Raw genomic sequence first — 18208 nt, 5'->3', positions numbered from 1 at the left:
TGGAAGCTACGACGCCGGAGCGGCCGGGAGCCCAAGCGCCCCGGTCGCGGAAGGCCGGACTATTCGAGGCCCCATTTTCCAAGGATCTTGCCGACGCTGCCATCGGCCTTGAGCTTGGCGAGCGCGGTGTTGACCTTCTTGAGCAGCTCGCCATCGCTCTTGCGCACGCCGATGCCGACCGAGCCGGTGAACATCGGCTCGTAGGACTTGACCAGCCTGACCTGAGGGAACAGGCCCTGCTGCAGGTTATAGGCGACGATCGGCAGGTCGGCGAAGCCGGCCTGGATGCGCCCGGCATTCACGTCGGCGAGGATGTCGGGGATGGTCTTGTAGATCTTGACCTCGGCGACGACGCCGCCCTTCTGCAAGGGCTCGACATAGGCCGTGCCGACCTGGGCGCCGACGGTGTAGCCCTTCAGCTCGGCGATCGTCTTGTAGTCCTTGGCGTCCGTCTTCGGCACCATCAGGCCTTCGCCATAGGTGTAGATCGGATCGGAGAAATCGATCGCCTCCTTGCGGACGGGGGTGATGTACATCGCCGCCGCGATCAAATCGATCTTGCTGGTGGTCAACCCGGCGATCAGCGTCGAGAACTGCATGCCCTCGACCTCGACCTTGAAGCCGGCCTCCTTGCCGATCTCCTTGATCAGGTCGACCATCACGCCCTCGATCGTGTTGGTCTTGGTATCGAGGAAGGTGAACGGGACGCCGGTCGCGGTCGAGCCGACCTTCAGCACCGACTGGGCCTGCGCCGGCGAGACACCCGCAGCCAGGGCGCTGCCGGCCAGGATGGACAGGAAGGTCCGACGTTCCATCGCGATATCCCCTTTTTATATGGCCGCCTGATGAGCGTTCCGGTCAGCCATTTTCATGATGGTGAAGATACGAGCATAGGACGAACTTGCCCGCAAGCGATTTTCATGTGCATGAAATAACGCCAACCATGGAGAACTCATGAGCGCGCCTCCCACCGATACGCGCCGCCCGGATGTCGATCAGGAGGTCGGCGTCGGGCTGCGCCGGCTCAGGCGGGAACGCCGCCTGTCGCTCGAGGAGCTGGCGAGCCGCACGTCGCTGTCGATCGGCTTCCTCAGCCAGATCGAACGCGGGTTGTCCTCGCCGACGCTGCGGGCGCTTGCCGGCGTCGCCGACGCGCTCGGTGTCGGCCTTGCCGACCTCTTCCCCAATGGCGAGGCATCGCCCGACCAGGCCGCGACCATCGTCAGGGCCGGCGGCCGCAGCGAATTGCAGCTCTGGCGCTCCGGCATCCGCAAGCAATTGCTGACGCCGCATTCTGATGCCTCCCGGCTCAACATCTTCATGGTCGAGATGGAGCCCGGCGCCAGCACGGGCGACGAGCTCTACACCCACAAGGGCGAGGAAGCCGGGCTCGTCATGGCCGGCACGATGCTGCTCAGCGTCGAGAAGGAGCACTGGACCCTGCAGGAGGGCGACAGCTTCCGCTTCCTGTCCTCGCGGCCCCACCGCTTCGCCAATGGCCATGACGGCGTCACGCAGGTTCTCTGGGTCAACAGCCTGTAGCGACCCTCCTCGCGCCGTCAGGGCGAGCGCGCCGGCCGCTTTGTTGCGGCTTTCGATGACCCGCTCGCCGGCGCCGAGGCGAGCTCCGCCGCGACCGCCGCGATTCCACCGAAGGCGAAGCGCTGGAAATGCGCGACGGTGTCCTCGACCGCCGCCGAATCCGAGGCCATGCCCGGGAAGATCTGCGTGAGGACCTGCCGGTTGCCGACGAGCATCATCACGAAGGGCGCGATGATGTTGAGGCAGCAGCGCGCGACGATCGGGTCGTCATGCGACAGCCCGAGAATCTCGCCGACGATGCCTGTGACGATGCGCTTCTTGGGCAGGATCTCGCGATCCCTCAAGGTCGCGAAAGCCGGCGACGGCGCCAGGATCTCGCGGCTCAGGACGCGCAAGGCCCAGGTCGAGGAGGCCGACCCCATCACGGTACGGACGATCATGCCGATCAGCGTGCGGAGCTTCTCCTCCGGCTGGCCCGGCGCCTGCGCGAGCGAGAGCAGCCTGTCATAGGTCAGCAACCGCCGATGGGCCTCCACGAGCACCTCGGCATAAAGGCCTTCGATGCCGCCATAATAATAGTTCACCGCGGCCGAGTTGCTGCCGGCCCGCTCGGCGATTTCCTTGCCGGTGGCGCGATCGAAGCCCTTCTCGGCGAAGACCTCGCCCGCCGCCTCCAGGATCTGGGCCTTGGTCGCCGCGCCGTCCTCGCGACGGCCGGGCAGCTTGCGAGGTGTCTTCCGCTTCATTCCCCAACCTTATCGCTTTGCGCGATCATATGAAAGTATAAATTCAAATCCTGATTTGACATATCGCATAGGAGGCCTATCCTGCGAGCATGAGCAAGGCTCTTCGCATCGTCGTGGTTCTCGCTATCCTCGCTGGCGGCGGCGCTGCCGCCTGGTGGTACACGCATCGGCCGGCCGCGACCGACGAGCTCGCCCTTTACGGCAATGTCGACCTGCGGCAGGCCGCCCTCGCCTTCAACGGCAGCGAGCGCATCGCCACGATCCTGGTCGAGGAGGGAAATGTCGTTCGCGCCGGGCAGGTCCTGGCGAAGCTGGACACCGCGCGCCTGCAGCCGCAGATCGACCAGATGGAGGCGACGGTCGCCGCGCAGAAGGCCGCGCTCGACCGGCTGCGGAACGGCAGCCGCCCCGAAGAGATCGCCCAGGCCCGGGCCAACCTGACCTCGGCCAGGGCCGATTCCGTCAATGCCGCCGCGCAATACGAGCGTCGCCGCGCCTTGTCGGCCAACGCCGTCAGCCAGCAGGATCTCGACGCGGCCAAGGCCGCCTCCGAGGTCGCCAAGGCCAAGGTCGATGTCGCCAAGAGCGCGCTCGACCTGGCGCTCGCCGGCCCGCGCGACGAGGATATCAGGCAGGCCGAGGCGCAGCTGCGCGGCGGCGAGGCGCAGCTCGCGCTTGCCCGCCGGCAACTGGCCGATGCCGAGCTCTTCGCGCCGTTCGATGGCGTCGTCCGTTCGCGGCTGATGGAGCCCGGCGAAATGGCGATGCCGAGCCGCCCCGTCCTCTCGCTGGCGATGACGGGCGTGAAATGGGTGCGCACCTATGTCCCGGAGCCGAAGCTCGGACATATCCGCTCCGGCATGCGCACATATGTCGTCTCCGACAGTTTCCCTGACCGCCCGCTCGAGGGCTGGATCGGCTTCATCTCGCCGGTCGCCGAGTTCACGCCCAAGACCGTGCAGACCGAGGATCTGCGCACGAGCCTGGTCTATGAGGTCCGCGTCTTCGTCGAGGATCCGGACGACCGGCTTCGCCTCGGCATGCCGGCGACCGTCCGGCTGCGGCCCGATGCCGAGCCTCATCCCCTGGCGCAAGGCGACGGCCGAAAGCCGCAGCCATGACCGCGGCCGCGCCAACGTCCCCCGTCACGGCGCGGAACCTGCACAAGACCTTCCGCCGCGCCACCGGCGAAACGGTCAAGGCGCTCGACGACGTCTCCTTCGAGGCCAGGGCGGGAACCCTGACGGCCCTGGTCGGGCCGGACGGCGCCGGAAAGACGACGCTGCTGCGCCTGATCGCCGGGCTGATGACGGCGGATGGCGGCGAGCTGGAGGTGGTCGGCGTCAAGGTGGCGACCGATCCGCAGGCCGTGCAGGACCGCATCGGCTACATGCCGCAGAAATTCGGGCTTTACGAGGACCTGAGCGTCCAGGAGAATCTCGACCTCTATGCCGACCTGCACGGGATCGCGCCCGAGCAGCGCCGCGAGATCTATCCCCGCCTCTACGAGATGACGCAGCTCGGCCGCTTTCGCGAAAGGCTCGCCGGCAAGCTTTCGGGCGGGATGAAGCAGAAGCTCGGCCTCGCCTGCACGCTGGTGCGTGCGCCCGAGCTGCTGCTGCTCGACGAGCCGACGGTCGGCGTCGACCCGCTCTCGCGCCGGGAACTCTGGGAGATCGTCACCAAGCTGGTGCGCGAGGACGGGCTCACCGTCGTCGTCAGCACCTCCTATCTCGACGAGGCGGAGCTCTGCGACCATGCGGTCGTGATGCATGCCGGCAAGGTGCTGGCGCAGGGCAAGCCGGACGAGATCACGGCGGAGGCGAAGGGTCGCGTCTTCATCGTCGAAACGCCCGCCGACATGCCGGCACGCTCGCTACAAGCCAGGCTCTTCCAGCAACCCGGCGTGATCGACGCGGTGCCCGAGGCCGGACAGGTGCGCGTCGTGCTGGCATCGGCCGGCGACACCGCGCCCTTGACGATCGACGGCGCCAATGCCGAGCACAAGCCGGCGCCGCCACGCTTCGAGGACGGCTTCATGGTGCTGTTCGCTGCAGTCGCCGAACGCGCGCAGCGCAACACCATGACCCTCGACCATCCCAGGACGGATAGCCGCCGCGAGGTCGCGGTCGAGGTCCATGACCTCGTCCGCATGTTCGGCGACTTCACGGCGGTCGACCATGTCAGCTTCCAGGTGCGCGAGGGCGAGATCTATGGCCTGCTCGGCCCCAACGGCGCCGGCAAGAGCACGACCTTCCGGATGCTGTGCGGCCTCCTGCCCGCGACGCAGGGAACGCTGAAGGTCGCCGGCGCGGATCTGAGGACCTCGCGCGCCGAAGCGCGCCGCAAGCTCGGCTATGTCGCCCAGAAATTCTCGCTCTACGGGCAGTTGAGCGTCGATGAGAATCTCGACTTCTTCGCCAGCGCCTATGGCCTGCGCGGCCGGCGCAAGGCCGAGCGGATCGCCTGGGCGAAGCAGCAATTCGAGCTGGAGCAGTTCTCGGCGCTGCCGAGCGGACAGCTTCCCGGCGGCTACAAGCAGCGGCTCGCGATGGGCTGCGCGCTGCTGCACGAGCCGGAGATCCTGTTCCTCGACGAGGCGACGAGCGGCGCCGACCCGATGGCGCGGCGCGAGTTCTGGGGCCGCATCACCGCGCTGTCCGAGCAGGGCGTCACCGTGATCGTGACGACCCATTTCATGGAAGAGGCCGAATATTGCGACCGGATCATCATCCTCGATGCCGGACGCAATCTGGCCGAAGGCACGCCGGCCGAAATTCGAAGCCACGCCAGGCCGCAGGACGGGCGCGAAGCGACGATGGAGGAGGCCTTCATCGCCATCGTCGAGGAGGCGCGCGGCGATAACGGACAACGGAAGCCGGCCGCATGATCGCCGCCGCCCATAGCGGCGCGGGCCGCCTGCGCCGGATCATGGCCCTGATCCGCAAGGAGAGCTGGCAGGTGCTGCGCGACCCGAGCAGCGTCGCGATCGGCATCGTCATGCCGATGCTGCTGCTCGTGCTGTTCGGCTACGGACTGTCCTTCGACGTCAAGAACGTCCCGGTCGCGATCGTGATGGAGGAGAACTCGGCGGAGGCGCGCGGCGCCGCCTCGGGCTTCGAGCTCTCGGAGTATTTCGACGCCCGCCAGGTCAAGACCATGGCGGAGGCCGAGAGACTGCTGCTCGACAAGACCGTCAACGCCATCGTGCGCATCCCGCCCGATTTCGCGCGCCGGATCGCGCAGGGCAATGCCGAGATCCAGGTCGTGGTCCATGGCACCGACGCCAATACCGCCCGGATCTCGCTCGGCTATGCGCAGGGCGCGATCGCCACCTGGCTGGCGCGCGAGGCGGCGTCCGGCCGCGTGATCGGGGCGGCGCCGGTCGCGGTCGAGAACCGGATGTGGTTCAACGACGCCAATAACAGCAGCTATTTCCTCGTGCCCGGCCTGATCGTGCTGGTCATGACCCTGATCGGCGCGCTGCTGACCGCGCTCGTCGTCGCCCGGGAATGGGAGCGCGGCACCTTCGAGGCGCTGTTCGTGACGCCGGTCAGGCCCGGCGAGATCCTGCTCGGCAAGACCGTGCCCTATTTCATCCTCGGCCTGATGGGGCTCGCGCTCTCGATCGTCGGCGCCAAGCTTCTGTTCCATGTGCCGATCAGAGGCTCGCTCGCGATCCTGGTCATCGTCTCGATGCTCTATCTCGTCGTGGCGCTCGGCATCGGGCTCCTGATCTCCTCGGTGACGAAGAGCCAGTTCGTGGCGAGCCAGATCACTATCATCGCGACCTTCCTGCCGGCGATGATGCTGTCGGGCTTCATGTTCGACATCCGCAGCATGCCGGTCGCGATCCAGGCGATCACGCATATCTTCCCGGCGCGCTATTTCGTCAGCGTCCTGCAGACCCTGTTCCTGGCCGGCGACATCTGGGCGGTGATCCTGCCCAACGCCGCGGTCCTCGCCTTCATGGCGGCGGTGCTGATCGCGCTCGCGATCCGCGCCACGCGCAAGACGATCGGCTGAGGCGCGCCATGCTCGATTCCCTGCTGCGCATCCTCGCCCTGATCCGCAAGGAGCTGCTCGCGATCCTGAAGGATCCCAAGAGCCGGATCAGCCTGATCGGCCCGCCGATCATCCAGTGCCTGATCTTCGGCTATGCCGCGACCTACGACCTCAACAACGTCTCCTACGCCCTGCTCGACCACGATCGCAGCGCCGCCTCGCGCGCGCTCATTGCCCGGCTCGACGGCTCGGGCACCTTCACGCGCGCCGCGACATTGGGCCGGGAAGGGCAGATCGCGGAATATATCGACGACGGGCGGGCGCTATTGGTCATCACCATCCCACAGGATTTCGAGCGGAAGCTGCAGGCCGGCGCGGCCGCACCGGTGCAGGTGATCGCCGACGGGCGCAATTCCAACACCGCCGGCACCGCCCAGGGCTATGTCGGGCAACTCGCCACCGCCTTCGGCGCGGAATGGCGGGCGTCGCAAGGCCTGCCGGGCCCGCCGATCCAGGTGACGACGCGGGCCTGGTACAATCCGAGCCTCGAGACGCGCTGGAACATGATCCCCTCGATGATCGGCACGATCACGATGATGATGACCATGATGCTGACGGCGATGTCGGTGGCGCGCGAGCGCGAGGAAGGCACGTTCGACCAGCTCCTGGTGACGCCGTTCCGGCCCTCCGAGATCATGATCGGCAAGGCGATCCCGGCCATGCTGGTCGGCCTGACGCAGGCGACGATGATCCTGCTGGTGGCGCAGCTCTGGTTCCAGATTCCTTTCGCCGGCACCTTCCCGATGCTCTATCTCGGCCTGTCGCTCTTCCTGGCAGCCTCCGTCGGCATCGGCCTGTTCATCTCCTCCATCGCCGGCAACATGCAGCAGGCGATGATCGGCTCCTTCGTGCTGCTGATGCCCTTCATGCTGCTCTCGGGCCTGACCGCGCCGATCGGCAACATGCCGGAGGTCCTGCAATATTTCACGCTGATCAACCCGCTGCGCTACGCGATCAGCATCACGCATCAGGTCTATCTCGAAGGCGCGGGTATCAGGCAGCTCCTGCCGGAGATGCTGGCGCTGGTCGCCATCGCGGCCGTGACCCTGCCGGTCGCGGCCTGGATGTTCAGGAACAGGCTGAACTGAGCGCAGGGCCCGTCATTGCGAGCGCAGCGAAGCAATCCAGGGGCCTCACGCACTCCCCCTGGATTGCTTCGTCGTTTTGCTCCTCGCAATGATGGGCTAACCGCCAATCCGCAGCATCGAGAATTCCGCGCGCCGGCCGGGCGCGATCTGGCCGTGGCTGTCCGCCAGGCCGAGGAACGCGGCCGGTGTCGTCGTCGCCATCGCGAGCGCCTCGGCGAGCGACGCGCCGCCATGACGATGCGCGTTGGCGACGGCGCTCGCCATGTCGAGATGCGCGCCGGCGAGACGGCCCTCGCGATTGACCAACCGCCCCTCGCTGACCCGGATCGTCTCGCCGAACAGGGAGAAAGCGTCCGCAGGCCCGCCGACCGTCGCCATCGCGTCGGTGACCAGCATCATCCTCTCCGCCCCGATGGCGCGAAAGGCGGCCTGGAAGGATGGCCAGGCGACATGATGGCCATCGGCGATGATGCCGGCGGCCAGATGCGGATCGGACATCGCCGCCCCGACCACGCCCGGCTCGCGCGAGCCCAGTTGCGACATGGCGTTGAACAGATGCGTGACGCCGCTCAGACCCTCCGCCCGCGCCGCCGCCATTTGCGCCGCGCTGGCATTGGAATGGCCGGCACAGACCCTGACGCCACGCTTCACCAACGCGCGGACGAAGCCGGGCGGCACGCATTCGGGCGCGAGCGTCACCAGCGTCACGCCAGCGGGCCCGAGCGAGGCGAGCAGATCGACATCCTCCGGCTCCGGCCGCAGCAGCTTCGCGACCGGGTGCGCGCCGTGGCGCTCGGGATTGAGGAACGGGCCTTCCAGATGCAGGCCGAGCACGCCCGGCACGCCGCCGGCAATCGCAGCGCGCGCGGCGGCGATCGCGGCGGCGATCTCGTCACGGCTGCCGCTGATCAGCGTCGGCAGCAGCCCGCGCGTGCCGAAACGGGCATGGGCCGCGGCGATCGCAGCGATACCCTCCGCGTCGAGCGCATCGTTGAACATGACGCCGCCACCGCCATTGACCTGGATATCGATGAAGCCCGGCGCCAGCACGGCATCGTCGGGCAAATCCTCGACCGGACAGTCCGGCTGGGACGAGGCCGGAAGCAAGGCGGTGACGACACCATCCTCCGCGACGACCAGCCTGTCCTGCCAGAGCGTCCGGCCATCGAACAGGCGCGGCGCGCGCCAGGCGCGCCGGTCCGGCGGCCTCACGGCTGCGGCCCCATCGCCTCGCCTCTCAGGGTCGCGACGAAATCATAGCGATCGCCGCGATAGGCCGAGACGGTGAACTCCACCGGCTTGCCATTGCCGAGAAAGGCGCGCCGCTCGATCCGCAAAAGCGCGCTGCCCGGCGGGATGCCGAGATGCCGCGCCTCCTCCAATGTGGCAAGGCCGGCATGGATGCGCTGCACGCCATGCGCCGGAACCGCGCCCTGCGTCGCCAGCGCGGCATAGAGCGACGTGTCGATGAGATCGGGCGATGGCAGGATCGCTGCGGGGACGACGGCGCATTCGATCGCCAGCGGCTCGCCATCGGCCGTCCTGACCCGCGTGAGCCGGATGACGCTGTCGGTGGCGCCCAGGCCCAGCGCCATCGATTCCTGCGGCTTGGGCCGCGCCAGCTCGCGCGACAGCCAGATCGAGCCCGGCTGACCGCCGCGGCTTTCGATATCGGCGGAGAAGCTCGCCAGGACCGAGAGCGGCTGCTCTATGCGCGAGGCGACGAAGGTGCCGGAGCCATGGCGACGGGACAGCGTGCCGCTGCGGATGAGCTCGTCGATGGCGTTGCGCACCGTGACGCGGGCATAGCCCGTCAGCTGCGCGAGATCGCGCTCGGACGGCACGGCGTCGCCGGGCAGGAAGACCTCCGTCTCGATCAACCGGGCCAGCGCTCCGGCGAGCCTGAGATAGCGCGGCGTCGGGTCGTCTCCGGCCAGCGCCCGGACGATGGCCTGCTGCTTGGCCGGGACCGCGCCATCGGCAGCGCCCTCGCGCGGCCGGCGCGCGCTGCGCCCCGCGGCGGCCTCGCTCACGGCGCCGCCCTTGCCTGCTCGGCCGGCCGGACACCGAGATCGAGCAGGGCCAGACGCAGGTTGCCGCGATGGCGCACCAGCAGCATCTCGGCCAGCGCGCCGTCCGCACCGCTGGCGAGGAGCACGGCGCGTTTCACTTCGCCGCCGCCATGGTCGAGATGGCGGGCGGCCGCCTCCATGCCGCAGCCGGTGATCATGTCGACCATCTGGGCTGCCCTGAGCCGGAGCTTCGCGTTGGTCGCGCGCATATGGACCATCAGCCCGCGATAGACCCGGCCGAGCCGGATCATCAGCAGGGTCGAGAACAGGTTGAGCACGATCTTCTGCGCGGTGCCCGCCTTCATGCGGGTGGAGCCGGCGACGACCTCCTCGCCGGTCTCGGTCAGGATGCCATGGTCGGCGGTGCGCAGCAGCGCCGAGCCGCGATTATTGGCGATGCCGATCGTCAGGGCGCCGCGGGCCTTGGCCTCGCCGATCGCCGCAAGCGTGTAGGGCGTGCGGCCGCTGGCGGCGATCCCGATGACCACATCGTCGGGACCGACCGCGGTGCGCCGCATAGCACCGGCTCCGTCATCGACCGAGTCCTCGGCGTTCTCGACGGCATGGAGGATGGCGCCGTCGCCGCCGGCGATGGCAAAGGCGAGCCGGCTCTCCGGCCAGTCGAAGGTCGGCGTCAGCTCGGCCCCGTCCTGCACGCCGATGCGCCCGGACGTGCCCGCGCCGGCATAGATCAGCCGGCCGCCGGCCTCGAGCCGCGGCAGGGCGGCGGCGACGGCCTCGGCGATCGCCGGAAGCGAGGACGCGACGGCCGCGGCAGCGGCAAGCTGCCCCTCATAGAGCGCCTTCAGGATGTCGAGGTCACCCCAGGCGTCGAGGTCTCGAAAGCGTGCGCTGACGTCTTCGGTCGGCATTGATGACCCCTTGTGACCAGACCAAAATAAGTCCACTTCAGCCCGGTAGCAAGCGCCCCTGCGTCGCGGCCTATTGGCCCGGCAGGTTGAGCCGGCCGCCGGTCAGGGGCTCCGGCACGCCGGTCGTTCCCGGCAGGCTCAAGGGCAGGCCCTTGACCGAGCGGATCGCGAGATAGCCGAAGGTCTGCGCCTCGATGACGTCGCCGGCCCAGCCGGCGGCCTCGACGGGCTCGACCGGCACGCCGAGCCGCTCGCGCAGCCGCGTCATGAAATGATCGTTGAGGCGGCCGCCGCCGGTGACCAGCCAGCGCTTCGGCACCTTCGGCACATGGCGCAAAGCCGCGACCACGCTCTCGACCGTGAAAGCGGCAAGCGTCGCGGCGCCGTCGGCGTCGGAGAGCGGCTCCACAACCTTGGCGCGGCGGTGAAAGTCGTTTCGATCGAGCGATTTCGGCGCAGGCCGGTCGAAGAACGGGTTCGTCATGAACTCCGCCACGAGATCGTCCCGCACCTGCCCGCTCGCCGCCAGGGCGCCGCCGGCGTCGTAGTCGCGACCCAGCCGCCGGAGCACGAAATCGTCGAGAATGGCGCTGGCCGGGCCGGTATCGAAAGCGATCACGTCCTCGCCGTCGATATAGGTGACATTGCCGACGCCGCCGAGATTGAGGACCATCACCGGCTGCTCGAGCCCCTGCGCCAGGGCGCGGTGATAGAGCGGGGCGAAGGGCGCGCCCTCCCCGCCCGCCGCGACATCGGCGTAACGGAAGCGATCGACGGTCGGGACGCCGAGCGCCTTGGCGACCGCCGGCCCGTCGATGAGCTGGCGCGTGAAGCGGATCTCCGGGCGGTGATAGACCGTCTGGCCATGCAGGCCGACCAGATCGATGCTGTCGGGGTCGAGCGCCTGCTCGGCGATGAAGCGGCGAACGGCGCCAAGATGAGCGGCCGTGACGGCGGCTTCGAGCGCCTCGAGCGGCTCCTTCACCGCGCGCTCGGCCTCGGCGATCAGGGCCTGCAGCTCGCGCCTTGTCTCCGCCGGATAGGGATAGGAGGCACCTGGGCCGAAGCGCAGGCCTTCGCGGCCGTCGCTTTCGACGATCGAGACATCGATCGCGTCCATCGAGGTGCCACTGATCACGCCGATCGCGGTCAGGGTTTGCTTGGCCAGATCACGCATGCTCTGCTCCGCTTCCAATGACTGACAACGCGCTTCAAGCTTGCACTGGCTCTAGGCGATCGGCTAAGCCTTGTCCAGATTGGTCCTTAAGTGGTCCATATGCGGGAATGTTACACGAGCGCAGCCGAATGCGCCGTCTTGATGAGGAGGGGTGGATCATGCATCGCGCCATGAAACGGGTTTCGGGATTGCGCCGCGCGCTGCGCACCGGCGTTGCGGCCGCCGCCTTCGCGCTGATCGCCGGGACGGCCTCGGCCCAGGTTCTCGAGGTTGCCGTCGAGGCCTCGCCCGCCGGCCTCGATCCGCATATCGTCACGGCATTCGCCTCGTCACAGCTCGTACTCGGGCCGATCTATGAAGGGCTGACCGCGCTCGACAAGGACCTCAACATCATCCCAGGCCTGGCCCAGTCCTGGACGGCCTCCGCCGACGGCAAGACCGTGACCTTCAAGCTGCGGCCGGGCGTGACCTTCCATGACGGCAAGCCGATGGAGGCGGAGGATGCAGCCTCGTCGCTCCGGCGCGTGCTCTCCAAGGATGTCGGCTCGCCGCTCGCCAGCCGCCTTGCCGCGCTCGAAAGCGCGACTGCGACCGACGCCACCACGCTCGAGCTCAAGCTCAAGGAGCCGTCCGCGCCGCTGCTCGCCTCGCTGACCGGCATCGCCATCGTGCCCCGCGGGCTCGAAGGCAACAAGGATGCGCTGCAGCGCGCGCCAATGGGCACCGGCCCGTTCAAGTTCGAGGAATGGCAGCCGAACGGCTTCATCCGGCTGGCCAAGCATGCCGGCTACTGGAACGCCGCCGAGGTCAAGCTCGCCGGCGTCAAGTTCAACTTCGTGCCGGAAGCGGCGACGCGGCAGGTCGGCATCGGCAACGGCCAGTTCGCGCTGCTGCCCCATATCGACGCCGCGACCGCGCTGCAGCTCAAGGGCAAGCCGAATGTCGCCGTCAAGGAGACGATGGAGCTGGCCTATACGCTGATCGGCATGAACGTCTCGAAGCCGCCCTTCGACAATCCGAAGGTGCGCGAGGCGCTCAACTACGCGCTGAACCGCAAGGAGATCATCGACGCCGCCCTGTTCGGCAGTGGCGCGCCGGCCGCGCCCCTGCCGCCGGTGCTGAAGGACTGGGCGGTCGATGTGAAGGACCTGCCCTGCTATGCGCATGATCCGGCCAAGGCGCAGGCACTCATCAAGGAAGCCGGCATCGCGACCCCGATCTCAGTCAGCATGACGATCCTGCCGCGGCAGGACATCCGCGACATCGCCCAGGTGGTGCAGCAGCAGCTCGGCAAGGCCGGGTTCAAGGTGGAGCTGAAGAATCCCGAGCTCGGCCAGTTCGTGCAGGACTGGCGGAACTCGAATTTCGACCTCTTCGCCTCGACCAATGCCGGCAGCATCGAGCCCGACGATTATTTCTACCGGACCTTCCGGACCGGCGGCTCGACCAATGTCTTCAAATACAGCAATCCCGAGCTCGACGCCCTGCTCGACAAGGGCCGCGCCACGCTCGACAAGGCCGCGCGTCAGGCCGCCTATCGCGACGCCCAGACAATCCTCGGCTGCTCGGGGCCGGCGGCGCATATCGCCTATCCGACGCTGTTCAGCGCCGTGCGCGGCAACCTCCAGGGCTACGACATCTACGCCAACCGCTCGCTGGTCTCGCTCGGCCGCGCCAGCTTGCGCTGAGCCGGCACGGTCGAGGCATGCTCCGCCATCTGGTTCAGCGCGGCCTCGACCTCGCGATCGTGCTGTTCGGGATCTCGGTGATCGTCTTCCTGATGATCCGGCTGATCCCCGGAGACGCCGTGGCGATCATGCTCGGCGCCAATACCGAGGTGACGCCGGAGCGGATCGCGGCGATGCGCAGCGAGCTTGGGCTCGACCGGCCGCTGATCGAGCAATACCTGACCTGGCTCGGGCGCGCCGTGACCGGCGATTTCGGCACCTCGATCTGGACCGGCCGGCCGGTGCTGCAGGAGATCACCGCGCAGATCTGGCCGACCCTGCAGCTCACCCTGTTCGCGCTCGTCATCGGCGCCGGGCTCGCCGTCCCCATCGGCTGCCTGATGGCGCATTGGCGCGGCAAGCGGGCCGACCTGATCCTGCGGATCGGCGCGATCGCCGGACTGACCATCCCCTCCTTCTGGCTCGGCATCGTCATGCTGATCGCGGTCGCGAGCCTTGCGCCCAGCTTCGCCTCGCTCGGCTATGTGCCGTTCAGCGAGGACCCGCTCGGCAACCTGCAGCGGCTGCTGCTGCCGGCGCTCGCGCTCGCATTGCCGATCCTCGCCAATCTCTCGCGGCTGGTGCGCACCGCGATGCTGGATGCGCTCGGCCAGGATTATATCCGCACCGCCCGCGCCAAGGGGCTCTCCGAAACCGCGGTGCTCTACCGGCATGCCCTGCGCAACGCGCTGATCCCCTTCGTCACCAGCGTCGGGATCATGACGGGTTACCTGCTCGGCGGCGCCATCGTGGTCGAGCAGGTCTTCTCGATCCCGGGGCTCGGCCGGCTGATCCTCGGCGCGATTTCCGAACGGAACTACCCGCTGGTCCAGGCCACGATCCTGATCGTCACGGTCGGTTTCGTGCTGGTGAACGCGCTGGTCGATCTCGCCTATGCGCTGATCGATCCCAGGCTGAGGGCCGGCTGATGAGCCAGAGCCGCCGCATCGCCATCACGGCGGCCATCGTCGTGGCGCTGCAGATCGTGCTGGCGCTCGCCGCGCCGCTGGTCGCACCCTATGACCCGCTGGCGCAGGACATCGTCGCCAGGCTGAAGGGGCCCAGCCTCGCGCACTGGCTCGGCACCGACCATCTGGGGCGCGATATCCTGGCGCGCATCCTCTATGGTTATCGCACCGCGCTGATCGCCTGCGGCATCGCCGTCGGGCTCGCGCTCCTGATCGGCGGCAGCCTCGGCCTGCTCTCCGCCTATTATCGCGGCTGGCTGGAGCGCATCGCCATGCGAATGATGGACATCCTCTTCGCCTTCCCGGTGATGCTGCTGGCGATCGGCATCATCGCGATGCTCGGCCCCCGCACGGAAAGCGCCGCCATCGCCATCGCCGTGGTCTATGTGCCGATCTTCGCGCGGCTGATCCGCGGGCCCGCGCTCGTCCTGGCCGAGAGCGATTTCGTGACGGGGGCCCGGTCGATCGGCGCCTCCGACCTGCGCATCATGCTCCGGCACATCCTGCCCAACCTGACCTCGGTCATCCTGGTGCAGACCTCGCTGCTGCTCTCGGCCGCGATCCTGGTCGAGGCCTCGCTCTCCTTCCTCGGGCTCGGCACGCAACCGCCGACGCCCTCGCTCGGGCTAATGCTGGCCGAGGGACGCAATTTCGTGCTGCTCTCACCCTGGAACGCGGTCTTCGCCGGGCTCGGCATCCTCTTCCTCTCGCTCGGCTTCAACCTGCTCGGCGATGCGTTGCGCGACGAGCTCGACCCCCGGCTGCGGGGTCAATCGTGATCGTCCGGCAGGCCACGGAAGCCGATATCCCGCCGGCGGCGGCGATCGTGGCGCAGGCCTATCGCACGAGCTTCCGGCCGATCCTCGGCGAGGCGGCGCTGGCCTATGACGCGGCTCATTTCCAGGAGCGGTTCGAGACGGACCTAGAGCGATTGACGGTGCTGGACGATGGCGGCGTCAAGGGCGTGCTGCTCGTCACGGAAGGGCACATCGCCATGCTGTTCATCGACGAAAGCGGTCGCGGCAAGGGCCATGGCGCAGCCCTGCTCGCTCATGCCGAAGCGCAGGGCGCGCATTCGCTCGAGGTCTTCGCCGCCAATGCCGGGGCACGCCGGTTCTACGAGCGGGCGGGCTGGCTTGCCGTTGGCGAATACGCCCGCGACTTCGCCGGGGCGGCGCGCGAATTCGTGCGATACGAGAAATGGCCGGAAGGGGAGACCGCCTGATGGACAAGCTCCGGATCCGTGGCGGGCAGCGACTATCCGGCACCGTCGATATTCGCGGCGCCAAGAACGCGGCACTGCCGGCTTTCGCGGCGGCGCTTCTGTCCGACCAGCCGCTGACCCTGCGCAACCTGCCGGACGTGGTCGACCTCCAGACGATGCAGGCCTTGCTGGAAGGCTACGGCGTCGTCGTTTCCGGCCGCGCCGGCGATGCGCTGACCTTCGACGCCAGCAAGGCCGAGCCGCGCGAGGCGAGCTACGACATCGTCCGCAAGATGCGGGCGACGTTCCTGGTGCTCGGCCCGCTCGTCGCCCGCTTCGGCCGCGCCCGCGTCTCGCTGCCCGGCGGCTGCGCCATCGGCGCGCGCCCGGTCGACCTGCATCTCAAGGCGCTGGAGGCGCTCGGCGCCGAGATCGCCGTCGCCGGCGGCTATATCGAGGGCAAGGCGCCGAGCGGCCTGAAAGGCGCGCGAATCGTCTTCCCCTTCTCTTCCGTGGGCGCGACCGAGACGGCGCTGCTGGCGGCGAGCCTCGCCAAGGGTGAAACCGAGATCGTCAATGCCGCCAAGGAGCCGGAGGTGCTCGATCTGGCGCGCTGCCTCGTCGCGATGGGCGTGACGATCGAGGGCATCGGCGGCCACCGGCTGCTGGTCCAGGGCGTCGAGCGCTTCACGCCCGCGACGCATGAGATCGTCGCCGACCGCATCGAGGCTGGGACCTATGCGGTGGCGGCGGCGATCACAGGCGGCGAGCTCGAACTGGTCGGCGCGCGGCTCGAGCATCTCGCGGCGGTCGGCGAGGCGCTGGAAGCCGCCGGCGTCAGGCTCTGGCCGACCGATCGCGGGCTGATGGTGACGCGGCCGGGCCGTCTCACCGGCATCGACATCATGACCCAGGCCTATCCCGGCTTCTCGACCGACCTGCAGGCGCAGTTCATGGCGCTGATGAGCGTCGCGGACGGCACCTCGCTGATCCGCGAGACGGTGTTCGAGAACCGCTTCATGCATGTGCCCGAGCTGGTCCGCCTCGGCGCCGACATCACGCTGAAGGGCACGAGCGCGACGGTGCACGGCGTGGCAGGGCTGAAGGCGGCGCCGGTGATGGCGACGGACCTGCGCGCCTCGGTCAGCCTCGTCCTCGCCGGGCTCGCGGCGGAGGGCGAGACGGTGATCAGCCGGATCTACCATCTCGACCGCGGCTATGAGACGCTCGATCGCAAGCTCCAGCGCTGCGGCGCCGATATCGAGCGGATCGGAAGCTGATCATGGCCGAACCGCTCTATCTCGGCATCGATGGCGGCGGCACCGGCTGCCGCTGCCGGCTGGAGACCGCGCAGGGCGACGTGCTCGGCTCAGGCATTGCCGGCCCGGCTTCGCTCCGGCTCGGGCTCGAAACCTCGCTCGCCGCCGTGATGCAGGCCGCGCGCGGCGCATTGGCCGAGGCAGACCTCGACGAGGCTCAGTTTAGGCGCATCCATGCCGGCATCTGCCTCGCCGGGATCGGCCGCAAGGGCATGCAGGAGAGCCTCGCGGCCTGGCGGAGTCCCTTCGCCACCACGCGGTTCGAGAGCGACGGGCTCGGCGCCTGCCTCGGCGCCCATGCGGGCGAGGATGGCGGCATCGTCATCGTCGGCACCGGCTCGATCGGGCTCGCGCGGCTCTGCGGGCAGGAGCTGCGCATCGGCGGATACGGGTTCCCGGTCGGAGACGAGGGTAGCGGCGCCGATCTCGGGCTGGCGGCGATCCGGGTCTCGCTGCGCGCCCATGACCGGCGCGAGCCGCGGACGCGCTTCACCCGGGATGTGCTGGCGCGCTTCGAGGGCGATCCGTTCGAGGTCGTCGCCTGGATGGACAAGGCGAGCGCCACCGATTACGCGACGCTCGCGCCGCTCGTCCTGCGCCATGCTGATCTCGGCGATGCCCATGCCCGCGCGATCATGCAGCACGGCGCCGCCCTGATCGACGCGATGGTCCGGACCCTGTTCGAGCGCGGCGTGCCGCGCGTCGCGCTGATCGGCGGCCTGTCCACTGCGATGGAGGCCTGGCTCGCCCCCGATGTCAGGCGCAGGCTCTCGCCGGTGAAGGGCGATGCGATCGCCGGCGCATTGTCTCTGGTGCGGCCGGCTCAGGCGCCCGGCTGGGGCCCCTCATAGCCGCCGATGATGACGAGGTCGGTCGGGCCGACATTGGCGAGATGCTTCACCGCCGCCTGGTATTCGGGCGATTCGTAGCAGGCGCGCGCCGTCGCCTCGTCCTTGAACTCGATGACCACGTTGTGCTTGCGGCCGGTGCCGCGGGCGAGCTTGTATTCGCCGCCGCGCACGATGAAGCGCCCGCCATATTTGGCGAAGGCGACCGCGTTCAGGGCGCGGTATTTGGCGTATTCCTCCTCGTTCTCGACATCGACGCGGGCGACCCAATAACCCTTCGGCACGGCTCAGACTCCCTCGACGACGACGATGTCGATCTCGCCTGCGCCCTCGCGCTCCTTGCGGGCGGCGGCATATTCCGGCGAGTTCACATAGGCCTTGGCGGATTCGAAATCCTTGAACTCGATGACGACGTTGCGGGCGCGCCCCTCGCCTTCGGCGATGGTGTTCTGGCCGCCGCGCACCAAGGGCGTGCCGCCATATTGCTTGATCGCTTCCGACGCCTTGGCGGCATAATTCGCCCACAGGGTCGGGTTGGTGACCTTGGCGCGAGCGACGACATATCCCTTGGGCATTTCAG

At 68.4% G+C, this 18208-nt stretch carries 19 protein-coding genes; 11 read left to right on the top strand and 8 right to left on the bottom strand.

Annotated features, from left to right (window positions below; translation table 11 throughout):
* Window positions 1-59 precede the first annotated feature (59 nt).
* Complete coding sequence (locus ACTIF2_RS16110; RefSeq protein WP_439498106.1) at window positions 60-815, bottom strand: ABC transporter substrate-binding protein; 756 nt, start codon at window positions 813-815, stop codon at window positions 60-62.
* A 139-nt stretch (window positions 816-954) separates the two neighbouring features.
* Between ACTIF2_RS16110 and ACTIF2_RS16105 the strand changes: the two genes are divergently transcribed.
* Window positions 955-1542, top strand: a complete 588-nt coding sequence (locus ACTIF2_RS16105) for a helix-turn-helix domain-containing protein (RefSeq protein WP_439498105.1) — start codon at window positions 955-957, stop codon at window positions 1540-1542.
* A gap of 17 nt (window positions 1543-1559) precedes the next feature.
* Here ACTIF2_RS16105 and ACTIF2_RS16100 read toward each other — a convergent pair whose 3' ends face one another.
* Window positions 1560-2288, bottom strand: coding sequence for a CerR family C-terminal domain-containing protein (locus ACTIF2_RS16100; RefSeq protein ID WP_439498104.1), 729 nt, complete (start codon window positions 2286-2288; stop codon window positions 1560-1562).
* A gap of 89 nt (window positions 2289-2377) precedes the next feature.
* Between ACTIF2_RS16100 and ACTIF2_RS16095 the strand changes: the two genes are divergently transcribed.
* The 4 genes from ACTIF2_RS16095 to ACTIF2_RS16080 are packed head-to-tail and all read left to right on the top strand — an operon-like array spanning window position 2378 to window position 7441.
* Entirely contained in the window at window positions 2378-3409 is a 1032-nt protein-coding gene (locus ACTIF2_RS16095; RefSeq protein ID WP_439498103.1) for an HlyD family secretion protein, read from the top strand.
* Entirely contained in the window at window positions 3406-5178 is a 1773-nt protein-coding gene (locus ACTIF2_RS16090; RefSeq protein ID WP_439498102.1) for an ATP-binding cassette domain-containing protein, read from the top strand. The genes ACTIF2_RS16095 and ACTIF2_RS16090 overlap by 4 nt, the downstream gene beginning before the upstream one ends.
* Window positions 5175-6314 carry an ABC transporter permease gene (locus ACTIF2_RS16085; protein WP_439498101.1) on the top strand — a complete coding sequence of 380 codons (1140 nt, stop codon included), beginning with the start codon at window positions 5175-5177 and terminating at the stop codon, window positions 6312-6314. Before ACTIF2_RS16090 ends, ACTIF2_RS16085 begins: the two co-directional genes overlap by 4 nt.
* Before the next feature lie 8 nt (window positions 6315-6322).
* The gene (locus ACTIF2_RS16080) at window positions 6323-7441 is read left to right on the top strand and encodes an ABC transporter permease (protein ID WP_439498100.1); all 1119 of its coding nucleotides are present in this window, start codon (window positions 6323-6325) and stop codon (window positions 7439-7441) included.
* A 96-nt stretch (window positions 7442-7537) separates the two neighbouring features.
* Here ACTIF2_RS16080 and nagA read toward each other — a convergent pair whose 3' ends face one another.
* From nagA to ACTIF2_RS16060, 4 genes are all read right to left on the bottom strand, one after another.
* On the bottom strand, window positions 7538-8653 hold the full coding sequence (gene nagA, locus ACTIF2_RS16075) for an N-acetylglucosamine-6-phosphate deacetylase (RefSeq protein WP_439498099.1): 1116 nt from the start codon (window positions 8651-8653) through the stop codon (window positions 7538-7540).
* Entirely contained in the window at window positions 8650-9474 is an 825-nt protein-coding gene (locus ACTIF2_RS16070) for a GntR family transcriptional regulator (RefSeq protein ID WP_439498098.1), read from the bottom strand. Before ACTIF2_RS16070 ends, nagA begins: the two co-directional genes overlap by 4 nt.
* On the bottom strand, window positions 9471-10385 hold the full coding sequence (locus ACTIF2_RS16065; RefSeq protein WP_439498097.1) for an N-acetylmuramic acid 6-phosphate etherase: 915 nt from the start codon (window positions 10383-10385) through the stop codon (window positions 9471-9473). The genes ACTIF2_RS16070 and ACTIF2_RS16065 overlap by 4 nt, the downstream gene beginning before the upstream one ends.
* Window positions 10386-10455: 70 nt before the next feature.
* The gene (locus ACTIF2_RS16060; protein ID WP_439498096.1) at window positions 10456-11562 is read right to left on the bottom strand and encodes an anhydro-N-acetylmuramic acid kinase; all 1107 of its coding nucleotides are present in this window, start codon (window positions 11560-11562) and stop codon (window positions 10456-10458) included.
* A gap of 158 nt (window positions 11563-11720) precedes the next feature.
* On the opposite strand from ACTIF2_RS16060, the gene ACTIF2_RS16055 reads away from it, so the two are divergent.
* Genes ACTIF2_RS16055 through ACTIF2_RS16030 form a run of 6 tightly spaced genes read left to right on the top strand, consistent with a single transcriptional unit; the run spans window position 11721 to window position 17631 of the window.
* On the top strand, window positions 11721-13250 hold the full coding sequence (locus tag ACTIF2_RS16055; protein ID WP_439498095.1) for an ABC transporter substrate-binding protein: 1530 nt from the start codon (window positions 11721-11723) through the stop codon (window positions 13248-13250).
* A gap of 17 nt (window positions 13251-13267) precedes the next feature.
* Complete coding sequence (locus ACTIF2_RS16050; protein ID WP_439498094.1) at window positions 13268-14218, top strand: ABC transporter permease; 951 nt, start codon at window positions 13268-13270, stop codon at window positions 14216-14218.
* On the top strand, window positions 14218-15036 hold the full coding sequence (locus ACTIF2_RS16045) for an ABC transporter permease (RefSeq protein ID WP_439498093.1): 819 nt from the start codon (window positions 14218-14220) through the stop codon (window positions 15034-15036). Before ACTIF2_RS16050 ends, ACTIF2_RS16045 begins: the two co-directional genes overlap by 1 nt.
* A complete protein-coding gene (locus ACTIF2_RS16040) occupies window positions 15033-15482 on the top strand; it encodes a GNAT family N-acetyltransferase (protein WP_439498092.1) in 450 nt (149 codons plus the stop codon). Before ACTIF2_RS16045 ends, ACTIF2_RS16040 begins: the two co-directional genes overlap by 4 nt.
* On the top strand, window positions 15482-16741 hold the full coding sequence (gene murA, locus ACTIF2_RS16035) for a UDP-N-acetylglucosamine 1-carboxyvinyltransferase (protein WP_439498091.1): 1260 nt from the start codon (window positions 15482-15484) through the stop codon (window positions 16739-16741). The genes ACTIF2_RS16040 and murA overlap by 1 nt, the downstream gene beginning before the upstream one ends.
* A gap of 2 nt (window positions 16742-16743) precedes the next feature.
* A complete protein-coding gene (locus ACTIF2_RS16030) occupies window positions 16744-17631 on the top strand; it encodes a glucosamine kinase nucleotide-binding domain-containing protein (protein ID WP_439498090.1) in 888 nt (295 codons plus the stop codon).
* On the opposite strand, the gene ACTIF2_RS16025 is transcribed toward ACTIF2_RS16030, so the two are convergent.
* Both ACTIF2_RS16025 and ACTIF2_RS16020 read right to left on the bottom strand, forming a co-directional pair.
* Window positions 17604-17912, bottom strand: coding sequence for a DUF1330 domain-containing protein (locus tag ACTIF2_RS16025; RefSeq protein WP_439498089.1), 309 nt, complete (start codon window positions 17910-17912; stop codon window positions 17604-17606). The two genes, ACTIF2_RS16030 and ACTIF2_RS16025, sit on opposite strands and share 28 nt — an antisense overlap.
* Before the next feature lie 3 nt (window positions 17913-17915).
* Window positions 17916-18203: a DUF1330 domain-containing protein gene (locus tag ACTIF2_RS16020; RefSeq protein WP_439498088.1), complete on the bottom strand. Its 288-nt coding sequence runs from the start codon at window positions 18201-18203 to the stop codon at window positions 17916-17918.
* Between the last annotated feature and the right edge of the window lie 5 nt (window positions 18204-18208).

The sequence above is a fragment of the Allobosea sp. genome (assembly GCF_051860145.1).
GTDB lineage: Bacteria > Pseudomonadota > Alphaproteobacteria > Rhizobiales > Beijerinckiaceae > Allobosea.
The sequence above is the reverse complement of the archived record's forward strand: the minus strand, read 5'-3'. Positions and strand labels throughout refer to the sequence as shown.